This is a genomic window from Flavobacterium sp. (assembly GCF_035456085.1).
GTDB lineage: Bacteria > Bacteroidota > Bacteroidia > Flavobacteriales > Flavobacteriaceae > Flavobacterium.
Genome location: NZ_DATIDY010000136.1, coordinates 20,625 through 38,334 on the forward strand (window position 1 = coordinate 20,625; position 17,710 = coordinate 38,334).

Sequence of the window (17,710 nt, forward strand, 5' to 3'; positions counted from 1 at the left end):
TGTAATTATCTAAATTTTAATATGTTATCTTTTTACAAAGCTTCTAATAATGCTGAAATTTCCATTTTTTGCTTTGAAATTGATATTCTTCCTGAGCGTGCAAATTGCATAATCCCAAACGGTTTCAATTTTGCATACAGATCTTCAATCTCTGAACGTTTTCCTGATTTTGAAATCACAAAAAAATCTCTTGAAACAGTAACAATTTCAGATTTACTGTCTTTTATAATATTCTGAATTTGTCTTTCGTCAAAAAGCAAACTGGATTCTATTTTAAAGATTGCACTTTCCAAAAAGATAGTTTCTTCATCTACATGATAAAATGCTTTGATAACCTCAATTTGTTTTTCTATTTGGCCTACAATGTTTTTTACCCACTTTTCAGTGGTATTAACAACGATTATAAATCTTGAAACATTTTCAATTTCAGATTCTGAAACATTTAGACTTAAAATATTTATGTGGCGTTTTAAGAATATACCAGATATTCTATTAAGTAAGCCAACGTTATTTTCTGAATAAACAGAAATGGTGAACATTTTATTTTCCATAATTTTTTAACTTAATCTCATATCGGAAACTGAAGCTCCTGTTGGAATCATTGGGAATACGTTGTTTTCTTTCTCTATCATAACTTCTAGGAAATAGGAGTCCTTTGAAGCCATCATTTCTGCTACAGCTCCATCCAAATCTTCTCTGTTGATTACTTTTTTGGATTTGATATGATATCCTTCGGCAATCGCAGTAAAATTTGGATTAATCATTTTGGTTGATGCATAACGATTATCAAAGAATAATTCTTGCCATTGACGAACCATCCCTAAAAATTCATTGTTCAAAACCACAATTTTCACAGGAACTTGTGATTGAAAAATAGTTCCCAATTCCTGAATATTCATTTGGAAACCACCGTCTCCAATTATAGCAACAACTTCACGATCTGGTTTACCCATTTTGGCACCAATTGCCGCTGGTAAAGCAAAGCCCATCGTTCCTAAACCACCAGATGTAATATTACTTTTGGTCGAATTAAATTTAGCATAACGACAAGCAAACATTTGATGTTGTCCCACGTCTGAAACAATAATTGCATCTCCTTTTGAATGTTTGTTAATCATTTCCATAGTTTCACCCATAGAAATTCCTTTTCCTTCATTCGGCTTCAGCTCTTCGTTGATAACTGCATCAAATTCAACTTTATATTTTTCTTTAAATTCGTTATGCCATGCATCATGAGCATTTTTATCTATTAACGGAATCAAAGCTGTCAATGCTTCTTTAACATCTGCTAAAATTGCGATATCAGTTTTTACGTTTTTATCAATTTCTGCATGATCAATTTCAAAATGAATTACTTTAGCCTGTTTAGCATAAGTGGCTAAATTTCCAGTAACACGGTCATCAAAACGCATTCCTAACGCAATTAAGACATCACATTCGTTGGTCAATAAATTTGGACCATAATTACCATGCATACCTACCATTCCAACATTTAAAGGATGATCCGTTGGTAAAGCTGAAAGTCCTAAAATTGTCCAGGCAGCTGGAATTCCAGATTTTTCAATAAATCTTTTTAATTGTTCCTCCGCCTCACTTAATATAATACCTTGACCAAAAATAATGTACGGTTTTTTGGCATTATTAATTAAATCAGCAGCTTCTGCAACTTTTTTAAGATTTAAAACCGGTCTTGGATGATAACTTCTAATCGAAGTACATTTTTTATAACTAAAATCCAATTCGTCAAATTGAGCATTTTTAGTAATATCAATCAAAACCGGACCTGGACGACCTGATCTTGCTATAAAAAATGCTTTTGCAATAATTTCTGGAATTTCATGAGCTTCTGTAACTTGGTAATTCCACTTTGTAACTGGAGTTGAAATTCCAATAATATCTGTTTCCTGAAAAGCATCAGAGCCTAATAAATGCTTTCCAACTTGTCCTGTAATACAAACTAAAGGCGTAGAATCAATTTGTGCATCAGCAATTCCAGTTACTAAATTTGTAGCTCCTGGCCCTGAAGTTGCAATAGCAACACCAACTTTACCAGTTGCTCTTGCGTAACCTTGCGCAGCGTGAGCTGCACCTTGTTCGTGACGCACCAAAACATGATGCAATTGATCCTGAAATTTATATAATTCGTCATAAACTGGCATGATCGCCCCACCTGGATATCCATAAACCAAGTCAACTCCTTCTGCCAATAAACATCTGATAACGGCTTCTGCCCCTGATATTTTATTATTTTCCATTTTATTATTTTTTAGCTTTTTGCATTTTATATTCTGCTAAAGCTTTGTAACTTAATTGTGTCCACACGAAGCGGATTGTTATTATTTATCGGTAACACATCCTGTAGATGCGCTTGACACAGATCTTGCATATTTTAAAAGAACACCTTTTGTTGCTTTTAAAGGCGGTTGTACCCAATTGGCACGTCTTTTTGCAAATTCTTCTTCACTAATTTTAAGATCGATAGTATTTTTGACTGCATCTATAGTAATTATATCACCATTTTCAACGAAGGCAATTCCACCACCATCATAAGCTTCAGGTGTAACGTGACCTACCACGAAACCATGTGAACCACCAGAGAATCTACCATCTGTAATCAGTGCGACACTGCTTCCTAATCCAGCACCAATAATTGCAGATGTTGGTTTTAGCATTTCAGGCATCCCTGGCCCACCTTTTGGTCCACAATACCTGATGACGACTACATTTCCAGGTTTTACTAATCCTTTTTCGATTCCGGGAATAACTTCAAATTCACTTTCGAATACAACTGCTGTTCCTTCAAAATATTCTCCTTCTTTACCACTAATTTTAGCTACAGCACCTTCTTCTGCAAGGTTGCCATATAAAACTTGTATATTTCCTGTAGATTTTAATGCTTTTTGAATTTCAAATACAACTTCTTGACCATCTTGTAAATCAGGAACGTTTGCTAAATTCTCTGAAATTATTTTTCCTGTTACTGTTAAACAATCACCGTGAATTAAACCTTCTTTCAATAAATATTTCATTACAGCTGGAACTCCACCCACAGCGTGCAAATCCTCCATCATATATTTACCACTAGGTTTCAAATCTGCAAGAACTGGTGTTCTGTCATTTATTGCTTGAAAATCATCCAAGGTAATCTCAATATCAACAGAATGTGCCATAGCGATTAAGTGCATAACAGCATTTGTTGAACCACCTAAAACAGCTACAATAGTAATAGCGTTTTCGAAAGCCTTACGAGTCATAATATCTCTAGGCTTAATGTCTTTTTCTAATAATATTCTAATTGCTTTTCCAGCATCGTCACATTCTTTTTTCTTTTCCTCGCTCAAAGCTGGATTAGAAGAACTATAAGGCAAACTCATCCCTAAAGCTTCAATAGCTGAAGACATTGTGTTGGCAGTATACATTCCGCCACAAGCTCCTGGACCAGGACAAGAATTTTTAATTACACCATTAAAATCTTCATCTGAAATTGTTTTTTGGAATTTTTTCCCCAATGCTTCAAAAGCAGAAACAATATTAAGTTTTTCTCCTTTCCAATTGCCTGAGTGAATTGTTCCTCCATATACCATAATTGATGGGCGATTTACTCTTCCCATTGCAATTAATGCTCCTGGCATATTTTTGTCACAACCAGGAATTGCAATCAATCCATCATACCATTGCGCTCCCATTACTGTCTCAATGGAATCAGCAATTACATCACGCGAAACCAATGAATAACGCATTCCCTCAGTTCCATTTGAAATTCCATCACTAACACCAACAGTATTAAATATTAATCCAACAAGATCAGCATTCCAAACTCCTTGCTTCACATCTTTAGCTAAATCATTTAAATGCATGTTGCAAGTATTACCTTCATACCCCATACTCACAATTCCGACCTGAGCTTTTTTTAGATCTTCTTCTGTCAAACCAATTCCGTACAACATTGCTTGCGCAGCTGGTTGAGTGACATCCTGAGTAATTGTCTTGCTGTATTTATTTAACTCCATTAATTTATGTTTTATTTAAAAAAAAACCTCCCAAATTATTGGGAGGTTTTAAATATGTTTTCATATATATTTATAACAATCCCTTTTCATATGTGATGATCACAATGACACTTACGACTAAAAGGACGTTGATAATGCGTTTCATTTTCTTTTTTTTTGACTTTGCAAAAGTATAAAAAAAATCTAAAACAAAAAACTTTTTATCAACAAACTAACAGTTTTTAGTGATATAAATCAATATTTTATGACTTTTATTAACTAAACGATAGTTGACTGTCCAATCTGAACATTATCGTTTTTAAAATATAAGTCATCTTTGCTTAATATTACATTTGAAATAAAATCCCCAACATCATTTGTACCAAATCTTGAATCAGGATTTAAATCAACGGTAACTACTTTATATTCAATTGCTTTTTCAACTGCTTCATAAACTTTTCTGGCTTCAGTTTGTAATCCAAAATGTTCTAATAACATTGCTGCTGATAAAATTGAAGCAATCGGATTTGCAATATTTTTCTTTTTTGCCTGAGGATATGAACCATGAATAGGTTCAAATAACGCTTTATTATCTCCAACTGACGCTGATGCCATTAACCCTATAGATCCCATAATTGCACAAGCTTCATCTGATAGAATATCACCAAATAAATTTTCGGTTAATATTACGTCATATTGTTTTGGATCAGTAATTATTTGCATCGCAACATTATCGATATATTGGCATTCCAATTTTACATCTGGATATTGTTTGGCAATTTCTTTAACCAATTTTCTCCACAATCTGGAAGTTTCGAGTACATTTGATTTATCTACCAATGTTACTTTTTTTCTTCTGTTTCGTGCTGCTTTAAAAGCTTGATGCGTAATACGATTTATTTCATTTTCTGAATATTCACAAATGTCAGAAGCAAATGTTCCTTCTTCATTCATCGTTTTTTCACCATAATAAGATCCGCCAGTTAACTCTCTATAAATTACAAAATCTACATTTTCAATTACCTCTTTTTTTATCGGAGAAGCATCTAAAAGATTTTTAAATGGCTTTATTGGTCTAATATTGGCATATAAACCTAATTCTTGTCTAAGTTTTAATAATCCCTGCTCGGGGCGAACTTTAGACTCTGGATTGTTATCATATTTGGGATTTCCGATAGCACCAAACAATACAGCATCTGTGTTTAAACAAAGATTTAAAGTTTGTTCTGGCAAAGGATTTCTTGTTTTTTCGATGGCAACAGCTCCAATTAAAGCATCTTCAAAAATAAACTCATGATCATAGGCAACACTAATAGCGTACAAAGCTTTTTTAGCCTGTAAGATTACCTCTGGACCTATTCCATCACCTGAAAGTACTGCTATTTTTAAGTTCATTTTTATTTATTTTTAAAGTAGTTTTTAATCATTAAAAGTTATTAACGTATATTTTACTAGCTTCAATAATTTGATGAATATCATTATCTAAAACTTCTTTTTTGACATCAGCAAATTTTAAAAACTCGATATATACAATATCCAACTGTGTTTTGGTTAATTCATAACCTACTTTTTTAGCTCTATAAGCCAAAGCTGCTCTTCCACTTCTAGCAGTTAGAATAATTGACGACTCATTAACACCAACATCCAAAGGATCCATGATTTCATACGTCGCTCTATTTTTTATCACGCCATCTTGATGAATTCCAGAACTGTGTGCAAAAGCATTAGCACCAACAATCGCTTTGTTTGGCTGCACAATCATTCCCATACTATCAGAAACCAATCGACTCATTTCGTTCAATTGTTTACTGTCAATATCTGTATATAAATTTAAATATGGATGCTGCTTAAAAACCATCACTACTTCTTCTAAAGCAGTATTTCCAGCTCTCTCACCTATTCCATTTATTGTACATTCTATTTGACGAGCTCCATTTATTGCACCAGAAATAGAATTTGCAGTAGCCATTCCTAAATCATTATGACAATGACAAGAAATAGTTACATTTTCTATACCTTTTACATTCTCTTTAAGATATTTTATTTTAGCTCCATATTCTTCTGGTAAACAATATCCTGTTGTATCAGGAATGTTAAGAACTGTAGCTCCCGATTTGATTACTTCTTCACATACTCTTGCCAAAAAAGCATTATCTGTTCTACCAGCATCTTCAGCATAAAATTCTACATCTTCAACATATTTTTTTGCATGTGCGACAGCATGTTTGGCTCTTGCAATTATATCTTCAGGAGTAGTTTGTAATTTGTGATAAATATGTGAATCAGAAGTCCCAATACCAGTATGAATTCTCGGTCTAGCTGCATACTTCAAAGCTTCAGCTGCTACATTGATGTCATTTTCTACAGCTCTGGTCAAACCACAAACTGTAGCGTTTTTTACAATTTTACAAATTTCAGTAACCGATAAAAAATCACCTGGACTAGAAACGGGAAATCCAGCTTCAATGATGTCTACCCCCATTTCGTCAAGGCGATTGGCTATAACGAGTTTTTGCTTGGTGTCTAATTTACAGCCAGGGACCTGCTCACCGTCTCTTAAAGTGGTATCAAAAATTTGGACTTTCTCTCTATTCATTTTAATTTATTTAATGTAATTTCACATCTTGAAACAAATTTACTTTTCATTTACTCAAAAACAAACCTACTTTTAAGTAAATATACTATTTATAAAGCGAAAAATAACAACTCAACTTACTAAAAATCAATTAGTTAAATACTTTTATAATACAATGGCTAACAATCAAAAAGATTTTTTATTTGTCTTAATAAAATCCCTCTCTAAATCTGAAAAAAGACAATTTAAAATATTTGCAAGTCGTTTGGAGACTAGTTCAAATACTAAGTTTATTGAATTATTTAATATTCTGGATAAGTCCGAAGTTTATGATGAAAAAGCCATCTTAAAAAGCGGAACTATCAAAAAAGTACAATTGTCTAATTTAAAATCCTACCTCTACAAACAAATTTTGGTTAGTATTCGCTTGAATATTCCCAGCCAGAATATTAGATATCAACTTCGGGAACAAATTGATTTTGCCGTAATCCTTTACAATAAAGGTCTTTATAAACAAAGTTTGAAAATATTAGACAAAACCAAACAACAAGCTATTGAAAATGATGAAAAATACATGGCTTTTGAAATTGTTGAATTTGAAAAACTCATTGAATCACAATACATTACCAGAAGTATTCAAGGACGTGCTGACGAATTAGTAATTCAGGCCAAGGAATTAAATTATAAAAATACGATTTCAAGTAAATTATCAAATTTATCGCTACAATTATATGGCATTATGCTCAAAACGGGCTATGTAAAAAGTGATGAAGAATACAAATATATAGATGATTATTTTGTTAAACATACGGCACATCTCAATCAATCAAAATTTGGTTTTAGAGAGAAATATTGGTTTTATAATGCTAATTTATGGCGTAGTTTCCTAGTTCAGGATTTTCTTTCCTGTTACAAATATGCAATGAAATGGGTAACCTTATTTTATGACAATACCAATATGGTTTTCCTAAATCCGGTGTTTTTCTTAAAAGGAAATCATTATTTATTGGAGTCATTATTCATGTTAAAATACAAAACCAATTTCAAAAAATATTTAAATCTTTTAGAAGAAACCATAAGTGATCCAAGATTTCCTGTCAATGACAATGTTGCTTCTTTGTCTTTTCTTTATTTGTACAATAATAAGTTAAACTATCATATTCTTGAAGGAACTTTTGCCGAAAGCGAATATTTGATTCCTGAAATCCTAAACAAGATAAAAATCCACAATGAACATTTGGATGAGCATCACGAAATGTTGTTTTATTACAAAATTGCTTCCATTTATTTTGGAATTGAAAAATATCAGGAATGCATTGTTTATCTAGAGAAAATTATCAATAACAAAAATCTTTATGTTCGTGAAGATTTAGCTTGTTTTGCGCGTTTGCTGTGTTTAATCGCACATTATGAATCTGGCAAAGATTTCAATTTAGAAAGTCAGCTGTTAAGTACTTATAAATTTTTAATCAAGATGAATGACCTCCATAAGGTTCAAAAAGAGATTATTCGTTTCTTAAAAAACTTAAGCAGCTTATACCCTAGTGATATTAAAAAAGAATTTATCAAAATGAGAGAGCGCTTTATTGAATTAGAAAAAGATACTTATGAAAAAAGAGCTTTTTTATATTTAGACATCATTTCTTGGCTCGAAAGCAAAATTGAAAATCGAAAAATAAGTGATATTATTAAAGAAAAAGCCAGATTGAATAATAGGTAAAATAACAGAAAAAGCTTCCGAATTGGAAGCTTTTTTTGGTAGTATCTATGAGTTAAATTTTGGATTATATCTTTTTGAAAATTTTTAATTCCTTATCTAAAATATAATAAATAGATTGTGTAGCAGGGTCAATTTCATAGACAGGACGAATATTTCCAAACATTATTTTATCTACTTCTTTACCATCATCTTTTCTTATTTTTACTAAAACTTTATTATCGGAAGCTTCATCTCTTGCAAAAATATATGAGAAATCATGATTTTGTTTCATCGCTTCAAAACGTTGACTAAATCTATTTGCAATCTTAGCTAATTCAGCTGAGCTAACATTTTGACGATCAGCAAGCTTTAATTGTGATTCGTTTTTGGCTTTTACCACAGATTTAACTTCTTTTCCTGTAGCTGGATCAATTGTTGTCATCGTCCACTCAGAACCCATTACACCATTCACTCCAGAAGCAATCCCAAAACCAATAGAACCAGCTGTAGAAAGTGCTTGTCCCCAAGCTCTACCACCATCACCAGGCTGAGTATAAACATTATGATATATAACTTTCCCATCTTTACTCACTCCCATTACTTCAGTTGGACCTGAAAGACAAACTCCCCATGGAAACAATTCAATTGCATTTAATTCTTTTTCTTTTTTGATATTTACTTTAGCAAAAGAATCTGGCTTATCAGTTATTTTAGTATTAAATTTAAAAAGTTCCTCGTCATTATAAACTAAAAAAGAGTCATTTTCTTCGTCATAAACATTTAATAAAGGGCGTTTTGCATTAAACTTCAAATTACCTTTCCACAATTTTTTACCTGTTTTGTAATCAACCATGTTACCATAAGTAGCCGTTAAATACATTACTTTATCATCAACTTTACCTAAGTAATTAATAGCATCTTCTTTATCATCAGATATTTCGATAAAATTTTTCCATTTCTTTTGACCATCTTTATCAATCAACATCATTTCATTTTCGGCTACATAAAGATAATCACCATCTATTGGAATTACTTTTTTCAATCCGTCACCACGGGCATCTTTTTTCCAAAGTTTGCTTCCGTCTTTCAAATTAAAGAAGTTAAAACCACTATAATGAGCTACTAAAATTTTATCTCCCCAATCTTCTAAGTAAACAATATAATTTGTTTTTATAGCATCTTCCCAAATTGCTTTGCCGGTTTCAACATCTAAAACATTTAGATATTGCTTTGCAGACAACATTCCTTTACTATTTATAACAACTAAATTTTTATTATTTTGAGTTGGAAAAACTTTAGTATATTCAATATCACCTACCCATTTCAAATTTCCTGTAGCTCTGTCAAGTGCGGATAATTTTCCAAAATAAAGAGAATAAATCATCGTATCACTTATTACTGCTTCATTGGACATATTTGCTTTAAAAGTAAACATTGCAGAAAACATACTTTTAGCCTCTCCTTGAATAGTTTTCCATTTTACATCTCCAGTATTTAAGTCAATTAAAGAAGCAATAACTTTTCCATCTTCAACCCCTTTTACTAAATATTCATTTTGTCCGTATAAAAACTGACTGTTGTACACAAGATATTTATAGTTTGCCGAATTATAAACTACTTTACCATCCATAGTATTAATTAAAATGGTTTTATAATTTACAAATCCTTCTACGTATGGAGTACCATCAATATTTTTTAAAATTCGCTTACTTTTAAATAAGGTTTCAGTGTCTATCTTTGCACTATTTAAAGCTTCAATTGATTCTAAAGAAGTAGCTTTAATTGCAACATTGGCGTCGAAATTCCAAATTTCGGCTTTGGTATTTGGATCAATTCCTCTGACCACGGTACCTTCTTTTATTACAATAATTCCTGTAATTGGATTTTGGATAAGATCATCGATTTTTGAATTCATTTTTAAAATTTCGTCTGCATTGCGCTGAGCAAATCCAACATAACTCAGCAAAAACAGCAATAATGCAATTGTAGTTTTTTTCATAATATTAATTAATAGGTTAGGATTCAAAGATAATAGAAACTTTAGAAATCATGACTGTTTTTAGGATATTTACTGCCTAAAAATTGTTAAAAAAATATATAAAATCAAATTAAAATTAAATATTTAGCATATAAAACATTATTCTATTTGTATTTTTGCCGAAAAATTAAGCCCTATGAATCTTTTAAAAAAGTTTTCTCCTTTTTATAATCTTGCTCTTTTCTATATTATTGTAAGTTTCCTTCTCCGAATTATTTTGATGTTTCATCCTATAACACAAAGCTCATTTGTATTTATAGATAGTTTAAAAATATTTACAATTGGACTTGTTTCAGATTTATTTGTTTTTGTGATTGCTGCAGCATTCTTGTGGTTATATCTTATTTTTATATCCAATTCAAAATATTACAAACCGTACGGTTATATCATTTTCGGTTTATTTGTAGCATTATTTTTTTACGTCGCATCTGGTAAAACTATCTTAAACGAATATGGTGGCGCTTTGCCAAAAATCGGTCTGATTTTCGTTGGACTCAAAACATTATTATTCGGACTTTTACTTTTTTTACCAAAATACAGAAGCAAAATCAGATTCTGGTTATTCGCTTTTGTGATGTTTTTATACGTTGTACTTATTCTCCAAAATGCTATAAGCGAATACTTTTTTTGGAATGAATTTGGAGTTAAATACAATTTTATCGCAGTAAATTATTTGGTTTACACAAATGAAGTAATCGGAAACATTATGGAGTCATATCCTGTGGTTCCTTTATTTTCAGCATTATTTTTAATAGCGGGAATTGTTACTTATTTTATCATCAAAAGAACCAGAAACTATATTGATGAAATTCCAACTTTTACAGAGAAATTAAAAATATCAGTAATTTATCTTGCTTTGTTTGGTATTGCTTTATATGCTGTTCCTTCATTAGCTAAAAAAGAAAATTCACAAAATGTTTTCACTAACGAGCTGCAAGCCAATGGAATGTACCGTTTTTATTTAGCTTTTATGAATAGTGAGTTGGATTATTTTAAATTTTACAAAACTTTACCTGAAAATGAAGCTTTTGCTTTACTAGAAAAACAAATTCCAACTATCACTGGTGTTTCGACGCTGAGAACTATTAAAAGTGATAGTGCAAATACTCCCAAAAATGTCGTTCTAATCACCATTGAAAGTTACAGTGCCGAATTCATGAAAGCGTATGGTAATGATAAAAACATTACCCCATTCCTTGATGAACTTGCACAAAAAAGTTTGTTGTTTACAAATTTATATGCGGTTGGTAACAGAACAGTACGTGGTTTAGAAGCTGTAACTTTATGTTTTCCTCCCACCGCCGGCGAAAGTGTGGTGAAAAGAAAAGACAATAAAGACAAATTTTCTACAGGTTCTATTTTTAAAGAGAAAGGTTATAACGTTAAGTTTCTTTATGGTGGAGATGCTTTTTTTGACAACATGGAAGACTTTTTTTCCGGAAATGGTTATGATATAGTGGATAAAAAATCACTTACTTCAGAGGAAGTTACTTTTGCCAATATTTGGGGAGTTTGTGATGAAGACATGGCAGAGAAAGCTATAAAAGTCATGAATAAAGAAGCCACAGAAGGCAAACCCTTTTTTAATCATTGGATGACAGTCAGTAATCACCGCCCTTTTACGTATCCTAATGGGAAAATCGATATTCCTGGCGATGCAAAATCTCGAGATGGAGGTGTAAAATATACTGATTATGCTTTGAGAAAATTCTTTGAGTTGGCAAGGAAACAGCCTTGGTTCAAAAATACTGTATTTGTGATTCTTGCAGATCATTGCGCTTCTAGTGCTGGCAAAACTGAACTTCCTGTGGATAAATACAGAATTCCAGCTATGATTTATAGTCCCGGTTTTGTTCAACCTCAAAAATATTCGAATGTGATGTCACAAATTGATGTGATGCCTACACTTTTTGGTTTATTGCATTTCAATTACCAAACTAAATTTTACGGACAAGATGTTTTAAAATCTGATTATAAACCAAGAGCTTTAATCGCGACATATCAGGATTTGGGATTGATAAAAGACAATGTTTTAACGATTCTTTCTCCAAAACAAACTGTAAAACAGTTTCAGCTGACATTAAAACCAGATCAAAAAGTGGCTCCTGAATTTCAAATTTATTACAATCAAGTTCCTTTGAAAAAAGAAAGAACTGATTTGGTTAATGAAACAGTTTCTTTTTATCAAACTGCTTCTGATATATTGAAGAAAAAGAACTACCAGAAAGTTGATTAAAGAGTTGCTTAGCTTCTTAATAGCCGAGCTGCAAAGTTTTTAAAACTATTTTTATTCTTAACTAATAACAAATGCCTGCGGTAATTATACTGTGGGCTTTTTTCATATTAGAAAACTACCTAATCGACATAAATTTTTTTTCAACGTTTTTGGTTCATTAAGATATATTCTAAAATTGATGTTTAATCCAAAAATAAGTTCTAATTTTAATAGTCAATATTTTAGTTTTCAATACTTTACAATAAAAATCAATTCTAAAGTAAATGACTATTGCTAGTACTTCTTTTTTATAAAACCTTAATAATTAAAATGTAAAAACGTCAATAGATAAATTCTTAAATAGCCGAACTATGAAATACTTTGCAGACATTCACGTTCACCCAACTATGAAATCTTATGGACATAGCTTTCCATCAAAAGAAAACAGCAAAAGTCCACTTACCAATAGTTCCATTTGGTATTATGATCCGCCCAACTTTCTTGAAAAACTTATTGACCTTTTAGGTGGAATCGTTAAATACCGACAGAGTAGTTTTTCGGCTATGGGTTTTGGTAATACCGGAATTGTATTTGCCTCTCTTTATCCAATCGAACGAAGCTTTTTTGATAATAAACTCAAGACTGGAGACTTCAACGACATGCTTCTGAATTTTATAACTTCGGTTGGTAAAAAAAGGATTGATTTTATTCAGTCTATTACTGATTATTTTTCTGATCTCGAAAATGAATATAATTATCTTAAACAATTAGATGGAAAAAAAGTTACACTTGCGGATCGTGCGAACTATCAATACATACTTGCAAAAAATGCCACAGATCTGGATATAATTCTAAATCAAGATACAACTGAAGATAAAAAGATAAACTCAATAGCTGTATTTGTCACGTTTGAAGGCGGTCATGCCTTTGGAACAGGAATAAGTCCAAAAACGAATCCAGCAAACCCAGAGTTGGTACTTGCGAACGTGGATAGAGTTAAAAACTGGGAACATCGTCCGGTATTTATTACCCTTGCGCATCATTTCTATAATGAGTTGTGTGGTCATGCCCAAAGTCTGACAGGCATTGTAAAAAAAGCTACAGATCAAAGTTATGGTATGAACGAAGGATTCACTCCATTAGGCCTTATGGTCCTAGAAAAATTGCTGGACAATTCTAATAATAAAAGAATTTTAATCGACATTAAACACATGAGCCGCAAATCAAGATTGGAATATTTTAATCTATTGGAAACAAAATATAAAGATGAAGAAATTCCAGTAATTGTAAGTCATGGCGCAGTAATTGGTAATGAAAAAGACAAGCATTTTTTTCTGAAAGATGATATTAATTTTTATGATGATGAAATAATCAAAATTGCAGAAACCAGTGGTTTATTTGGCATCCAGCTTGATGAAAGACGCATCGTGGCTGCTGGAGATAATGAATTAAAAAAAACTCATGGTCTGGAAAGACGAAAAGTGCTGTTCCATTCTTCCGTTTTAATTTGGAGACAAATTCAGCATATTGCCGAATTATTAGACTCCAAAGGTCTTTTTGCCTGGGGAATTCAAAGTCTTGGAAGCGATTTTGACGGAATGATAAATCCCCTAAACGGATTTTGGACAGCAGAAAACTACCCTACACTTTCAGATTATCTTTTGATGCAAGCTCACAATTACATCAAAGAATTTCCCAATAATCTAACTCAACCACACAATCGCATTGATCCAGAAGAAATTGTAAACCGCGTAATGGGAGATAATACGTATCAGTTTGTGCAGAAGTTCTATCGTTAGAAAATCTTTTGCCTTTAATATGGTTTTGCCAACAGAAAAACTGACTACATCAAAACAAAATTTTACCTCATTTTTATTTTTAAAATTTCAAACAAACCCTTATTTTACTTAGCTTTGTGAAAATTAATTTTAATAAATAATCATAATAGTTATGAAAATATCATTTGTTGCCTTTTTGCTTTTTTGTGGTATTTGTTTTGGTCAAAACAATACAGATACAAGTTTGTATATGAAATCGGATAAGATTACATATCTAACAGATATAGGTTCAGAATCAGGAGATTTATACAAAACAATTGGACATCATGGACCTGCAATTGAAAACGAATGGATGGCATTACGAATTTATTTTAGCGAAAAAGTGGCTATTGATGTGTATTCAAAACAAAAACCAGGATTAGAATTAAAAGGAGCAAGTTGGTATCCAACTCCAGAACAACAAAAAGGGGTTTGGGGAGCTGATTATTATAAAGTTGCTAATACTGTTGGACTTGGAGGGGTAAAACTTTGGGACGGCGAAAAAGTAGTGCCACTGAATCCTGTTTCTAATCGTTTGGCTCGTGTGGGAAAAACAGATAACACTTCTTGGATGGAAATGATTTCTAAAGGAGTGCCATACAAAGGAGGAAAAGTTGATATTCTAATTCGTGTAACGGTATTTTCAGGAAAAAGAGAAGCTAAAGTGGAAGCTATTTGTTTAAGCAAAACAAAAGTGCAATTTGTTACCGGAGTAAATTATTTCAAAGATTTCAAATCAGATAAAGGTGCCAATTATATCGCAGTTTGGGGATTACACCCAGAAGATGTTGCTGCAGAAAGTATCGAAGTTGGTGCTGCAATCAAATACAATCCAAAAGATTATGTAAAAAATGTTGATGACGGAACTCAATATTTATTAGTATCTAAACCAACTAATCATTTAGAAACTACAATACTTTCTTCATGCGCTAAAGAACAAGAACTAAACACATTTGATAAATTAGTTTCTTATGTAAAGAAATAATGGCCTAATAGTCACCGATTCTCACATAGTAATTACACAGAGATACACGAGGTTTCACAGAGATTCGCAGAGATTTGGAAATAATCTTTGCGAATCTTTACGCTTTACTCTGTGAATCTCTGTGAAATAACTCTCGCTCGGATACATAAACAGGTATTATCCGTGACTAATTGGTCTTCTTATAACTTAAGATAGCGAGGGTATTAAAAACAATTGCAAAAGTCACGAGTGCTATAAGTTGCGAACCCAATTCGGAAATACTGCTTCCTTTTAAATAAACAAGACGCATTACCTGCATGAAATATTTAAGGGGGTTTAAGGTCGTGACATATTGAGCCCATTGTGGCATACTTTCAACCGGGGTGAATAATCCACTGAGTAATATTAGAATGAGCATGAAGAAAAAAATTACAAACATTGCCTGTTGCATCGTATTCGAATAGTTGGATATTACTAATCCTAAACCTGAAACCCCTAGTATATATATTGTTGCAAATAAGTAAATTGTAGCCATATTTCCTGCTGGAATTAAACCATAAGCGAAATATGCGACTGCAAAGCTGATGGTTAATACTATGAATCCAATAATCCAATACGGAATTAGTTTAGCAAAAATGAACATTCCTTTGGTGATAGGCGTTACGTTTATTTGTTCCATCGTACCGCTTTCTTTTTCCCCAACAATATTCAATGCAGGAAGAAAACCGCATAACAGTGTAAGTATCATTACCATCAAAGCGGGAACTATAAAAATTTTGTAACTAAGATGTGGATTAAATTGGTTGTGTGGCACTATTTCAATAATCGGACTGAGAGAAGAAGTCATTTGAGGACCAATCCATTGGCTACGAATTTGATTTGAATAATCAGCAATAACGCTTGATAAATAAGCGCTCCCAAGCCCTCCTTTAGTACCGTTAACTGTATTTGCCGAAATCATCACTTTCGCATTTTGATCACGAACTAAATCCTTTTCAAAATTTGCAGGTATCTCCAGGATTATATCAGATTTATCGGTTTCTATGCTTTTTAATCCTTGATTATAATTGGCGGCTACTTCGGTCAATTTAAAATATCCCCCAGAACTAATCTTTTGAATCATTTGTCTTGAATAACTGCTGTGATCGTTATCAATCACACACAAATTGATATTCTTTACCTCAAAATTGGCTGCCAATGGGAATACCAAAATAGCCATTAAAGGATAGCCTATAATCATTCTTGGAATGAATGAATTTCTGATAATCTGTTTGAATTCTTTTTCTAATAAAAACTTCAGCATAACTACTCCAATCTAATTTTAAAATTTTTCAAACTGACAATAATCAGTACCAATGCCATAATGCAAAGTACTGAGACTTCTTTCCAAACCGAAGCGATTCCAACTCCTTTTATCATAATGTCTTTTACAATAATGATAAACCATTTTGCAGGAATTATATTCGAAATCCACTGTAACGCAATGGGCATATTTTCCGTCGGGAACATCATTCCAGAAAGTAACATTACTGGCATCATAAAAACCATCCCTGAAATTAGCATTGCGGCCAGTTGCGAATCGGTAATCGTTGAAACCAAAAGCCCTAAAGAAAGAGACACCAGGATAAATAACAAGCATACAATAATTAGCCAAAATAAGCTCCCGGCAATGGGTACACCCAGAACATAAACGGATAAAAGTAATACAGTTGCCAGATTTACACAGGATATAAAAAAATACGGCACTGCTTTTGCCAAAATAATAAAGATGGGTTTCATTGGTGAAGCGAGCAATATTTCCATAGTTCCTAACTCTTTTTCCCGAACAATCGAAATAGAAGTCATCATGGCACAAATTAGCATCAATATCATTCCTAAAACTCCCGGAACAAAGTTGTATGCACTTTTCATTTGTGGGTTGTAAAGCAATTTTATTTCTGGCACAATTTGAAAAGGAACATTCTTTTGCATTACCAAATCACGCTGATAACTGCCTATAATTGCCGAGGCATAATTAGTCAAAGTAGTGGCTGTATTTGGATCAGTTGCATCGGCGAGTAATTGCACTTGTGCTTTACCTGTATGCATCAACGTTTCATTAAAATTCTCACTAAAAACTATAACCAAACCTACTTTTCCATCCTTAAAAACATCTTTTAATTCGGATGAATTAGTTAAATATCTTGATGATTCAAAGTACTCACTAGCTTTTATACGTTCAATTATTCGTTGCGACGAAATATCTTTGGAAGGGTCGTAAATTGCAATTTTGGAATTTTTAACTTCAGTCGTAATAGCAAATCCGAAAAGTATAATCTGGATAATCGGCATTAACAGCAGTATCATCATCGTACGTACATCCCGAAAAATATGATAAAATTCCTTTCTGACAAATGTTATAAATTGTTTCATT

The 17,710-nt window shown here is 32.3% G+C and carries 12 protein-coding genes; 4 read left to right on the forward strand and 8 right to left on the reverse strand.

Going from position 1 to position 17,710, the window contains the following annotated elements:
- Window positions 1-32: 32 nt before the first annotated feature.
- The 5 genes from ilvN to VLC96_RS10795 form a co-directional block, all read right to left on the reverse strand.
- A complete protein-coding gene (gene ilvN / locus VLC96_RS10775) occupies window positions 33-551 on the reverse strand; it encodes an acetolactate synthase small subunit (protein ID WP_325262846.1) in 519 nt (172 codons plus the stop codon).
- 6 nt (window positions 552-557) lie between these two features.
- The gene (ilvB, locus tag VLC96_RS10780; protein ID WP_325262848.1) at window positions 558-2,255 is read right to left on the reverse strand and encodes a biosynthetic-type acetolactate synthase large subunit; all 1,698 of its coding nucleotides are present in this window, start codon (window positions 2,253-2,255) and stop codon (window positions 558-560) included.
- Window positions 2,256-2,336: 81 nt separating this feature from the next.
- Window positions 2,337-4,010, reverse strand: a complete 1,674-nt coding sequence (ilvD, locus tag VLC96_RS10785; RefSeq protein ID WP_325262850.1) for a dihydroxy-acid dehydratase — start codon at window positions 4,008-4,010, stop codon at window positions 2,337-2,339.
- Window positions 4,011-4,268: 258 nt separating this feature from the next.
- Entirely contained in the window at window positions 4,269-5,384 is a 1,116-nt protein-coding gene (leuB, locus tag VLC96_RS10790; RefSeq protein ID WP_325262852.1) for a 3-isopropylmalate dehydrogenase, read from the reverse strand.
- Window positions 5,385-5,415: 31 nt separating this feature from the next.
- Window positions 5,416-6,585, reverse strand: a complete 1,170-nt coding sequence (locus VLC96_RS10795) for a 2-isopropylmalate synthase (RefSeq protein WP_325262854.1) — start codon at window positions 6,583-6,585, stop codon at window positions 5,416-5,418.
- A gap of 154 nt (window positions 6,586-6,739) precedes the next feature.
- Between VLC96_RS10795 and VLC96_RS10800 the strand changes: the two genes are divergently transcribed.
- Window positions 6,740-8,284, forward strand: coding sequence for a hypothetical protein (locus VLC96_RS10800; RefSeq protein WP_325262856.1), 1,545 nt, complete (start codon window positions 6,740-6,742; stop codon window positions 8,282-8,284).
- A 64-nt stretch (window positions 8,285-8,348) separates the two neighbouring features.
- On the opposite strand, the gene VLC96_RS10805 is transcribed toward VLC96_RS10800, so the two are convergent.
- Entirely contained in the window at window positions 8,349-10,262 is a 1,914-nt protein-coding gene (locus tag VLC96_RS10805; RefSeq protein WP_325262858.1) for an outer membrane protein assembly factor BamB family protein, read from the reverse strand.
- 175 nt (window positions 10,263-10,437) lie between these two features.
- Between VLC96_RS10805 and VLC96_RS10810 the strand changes: the two genes are divergently transcribed.
- The 3 genes from VLC96_RS10810 (at window position 10,438) to VLC96_RS10820 (ending at window position 15,318) form a co-directional block, all read left to right on the forward strand.
- The gene (locus tag VLC96_RS10810) at window positions 10,438-12,537 is read left to right on the forward strand and encodes an LTA synthase family protein (protein WP_325262860.1); all 2,100 of its coding nucleotides are present in this window, start codon (window positions 10,438-10,440) and stop codon (window positions 12,535-12,537) included.
- A gap of 350 nt (window positions 12,538-12,887) precedes the next feature.
- On the forward strand, window positions 12,888-14,315 hold the full coding sequence (locus VLC96_RS10815) for a membrane dipeptidase (RefSeq protein WP_325262862.1): 1,428 nt from the start codon (window positions 12,888-12,890) through the stop codon (window positions 14,313-14,315).
- Window positions 14,316-14,466: 151 nt separating this feature from the next.
- The gene (locus VLC96_RS10820; RefSeq protein ID WP_325262864.1) at window positions 14,467-15,318 is read left to right on the forward strand and encodes a DUF4861 family protein; all 852 of its coding nucleotides are present in this window, start codon (window positions 14,467-14,469) and stop codon (window positions 15,316-15,318) included.
- Between the two features lie 166 nt (window positions 15,319-15,484).
- Here VLC96_RS10820 and VLC96_RS10825 read toward each other — a convergent pair whose 3' ends face one another.
- Entirely contained in the window at window positions 15,485-16,600 is a 1,116-nt protein-coding gene (locus tag VLC96_RS10825; RefSeq protein WP_325262866.1) for an ABC transporter permease, read from the reverse strand.
- Between the two features lie 2 nt (window positions 16,601-16,602).
- On the reverse strand, window positions 16,603-17,709 hold the full coding sequence (locus VLC96_RS10830; RefSeq protein ID WP_325262868.1) for an ABC transporter permease: 1,107 nt from the start codon (window positions 17,707-17,709) through the stop codon (window positions 16,603-16,605).
- Between the last annotated feature and the right edge of the window lies 1 nt (window position 17,710).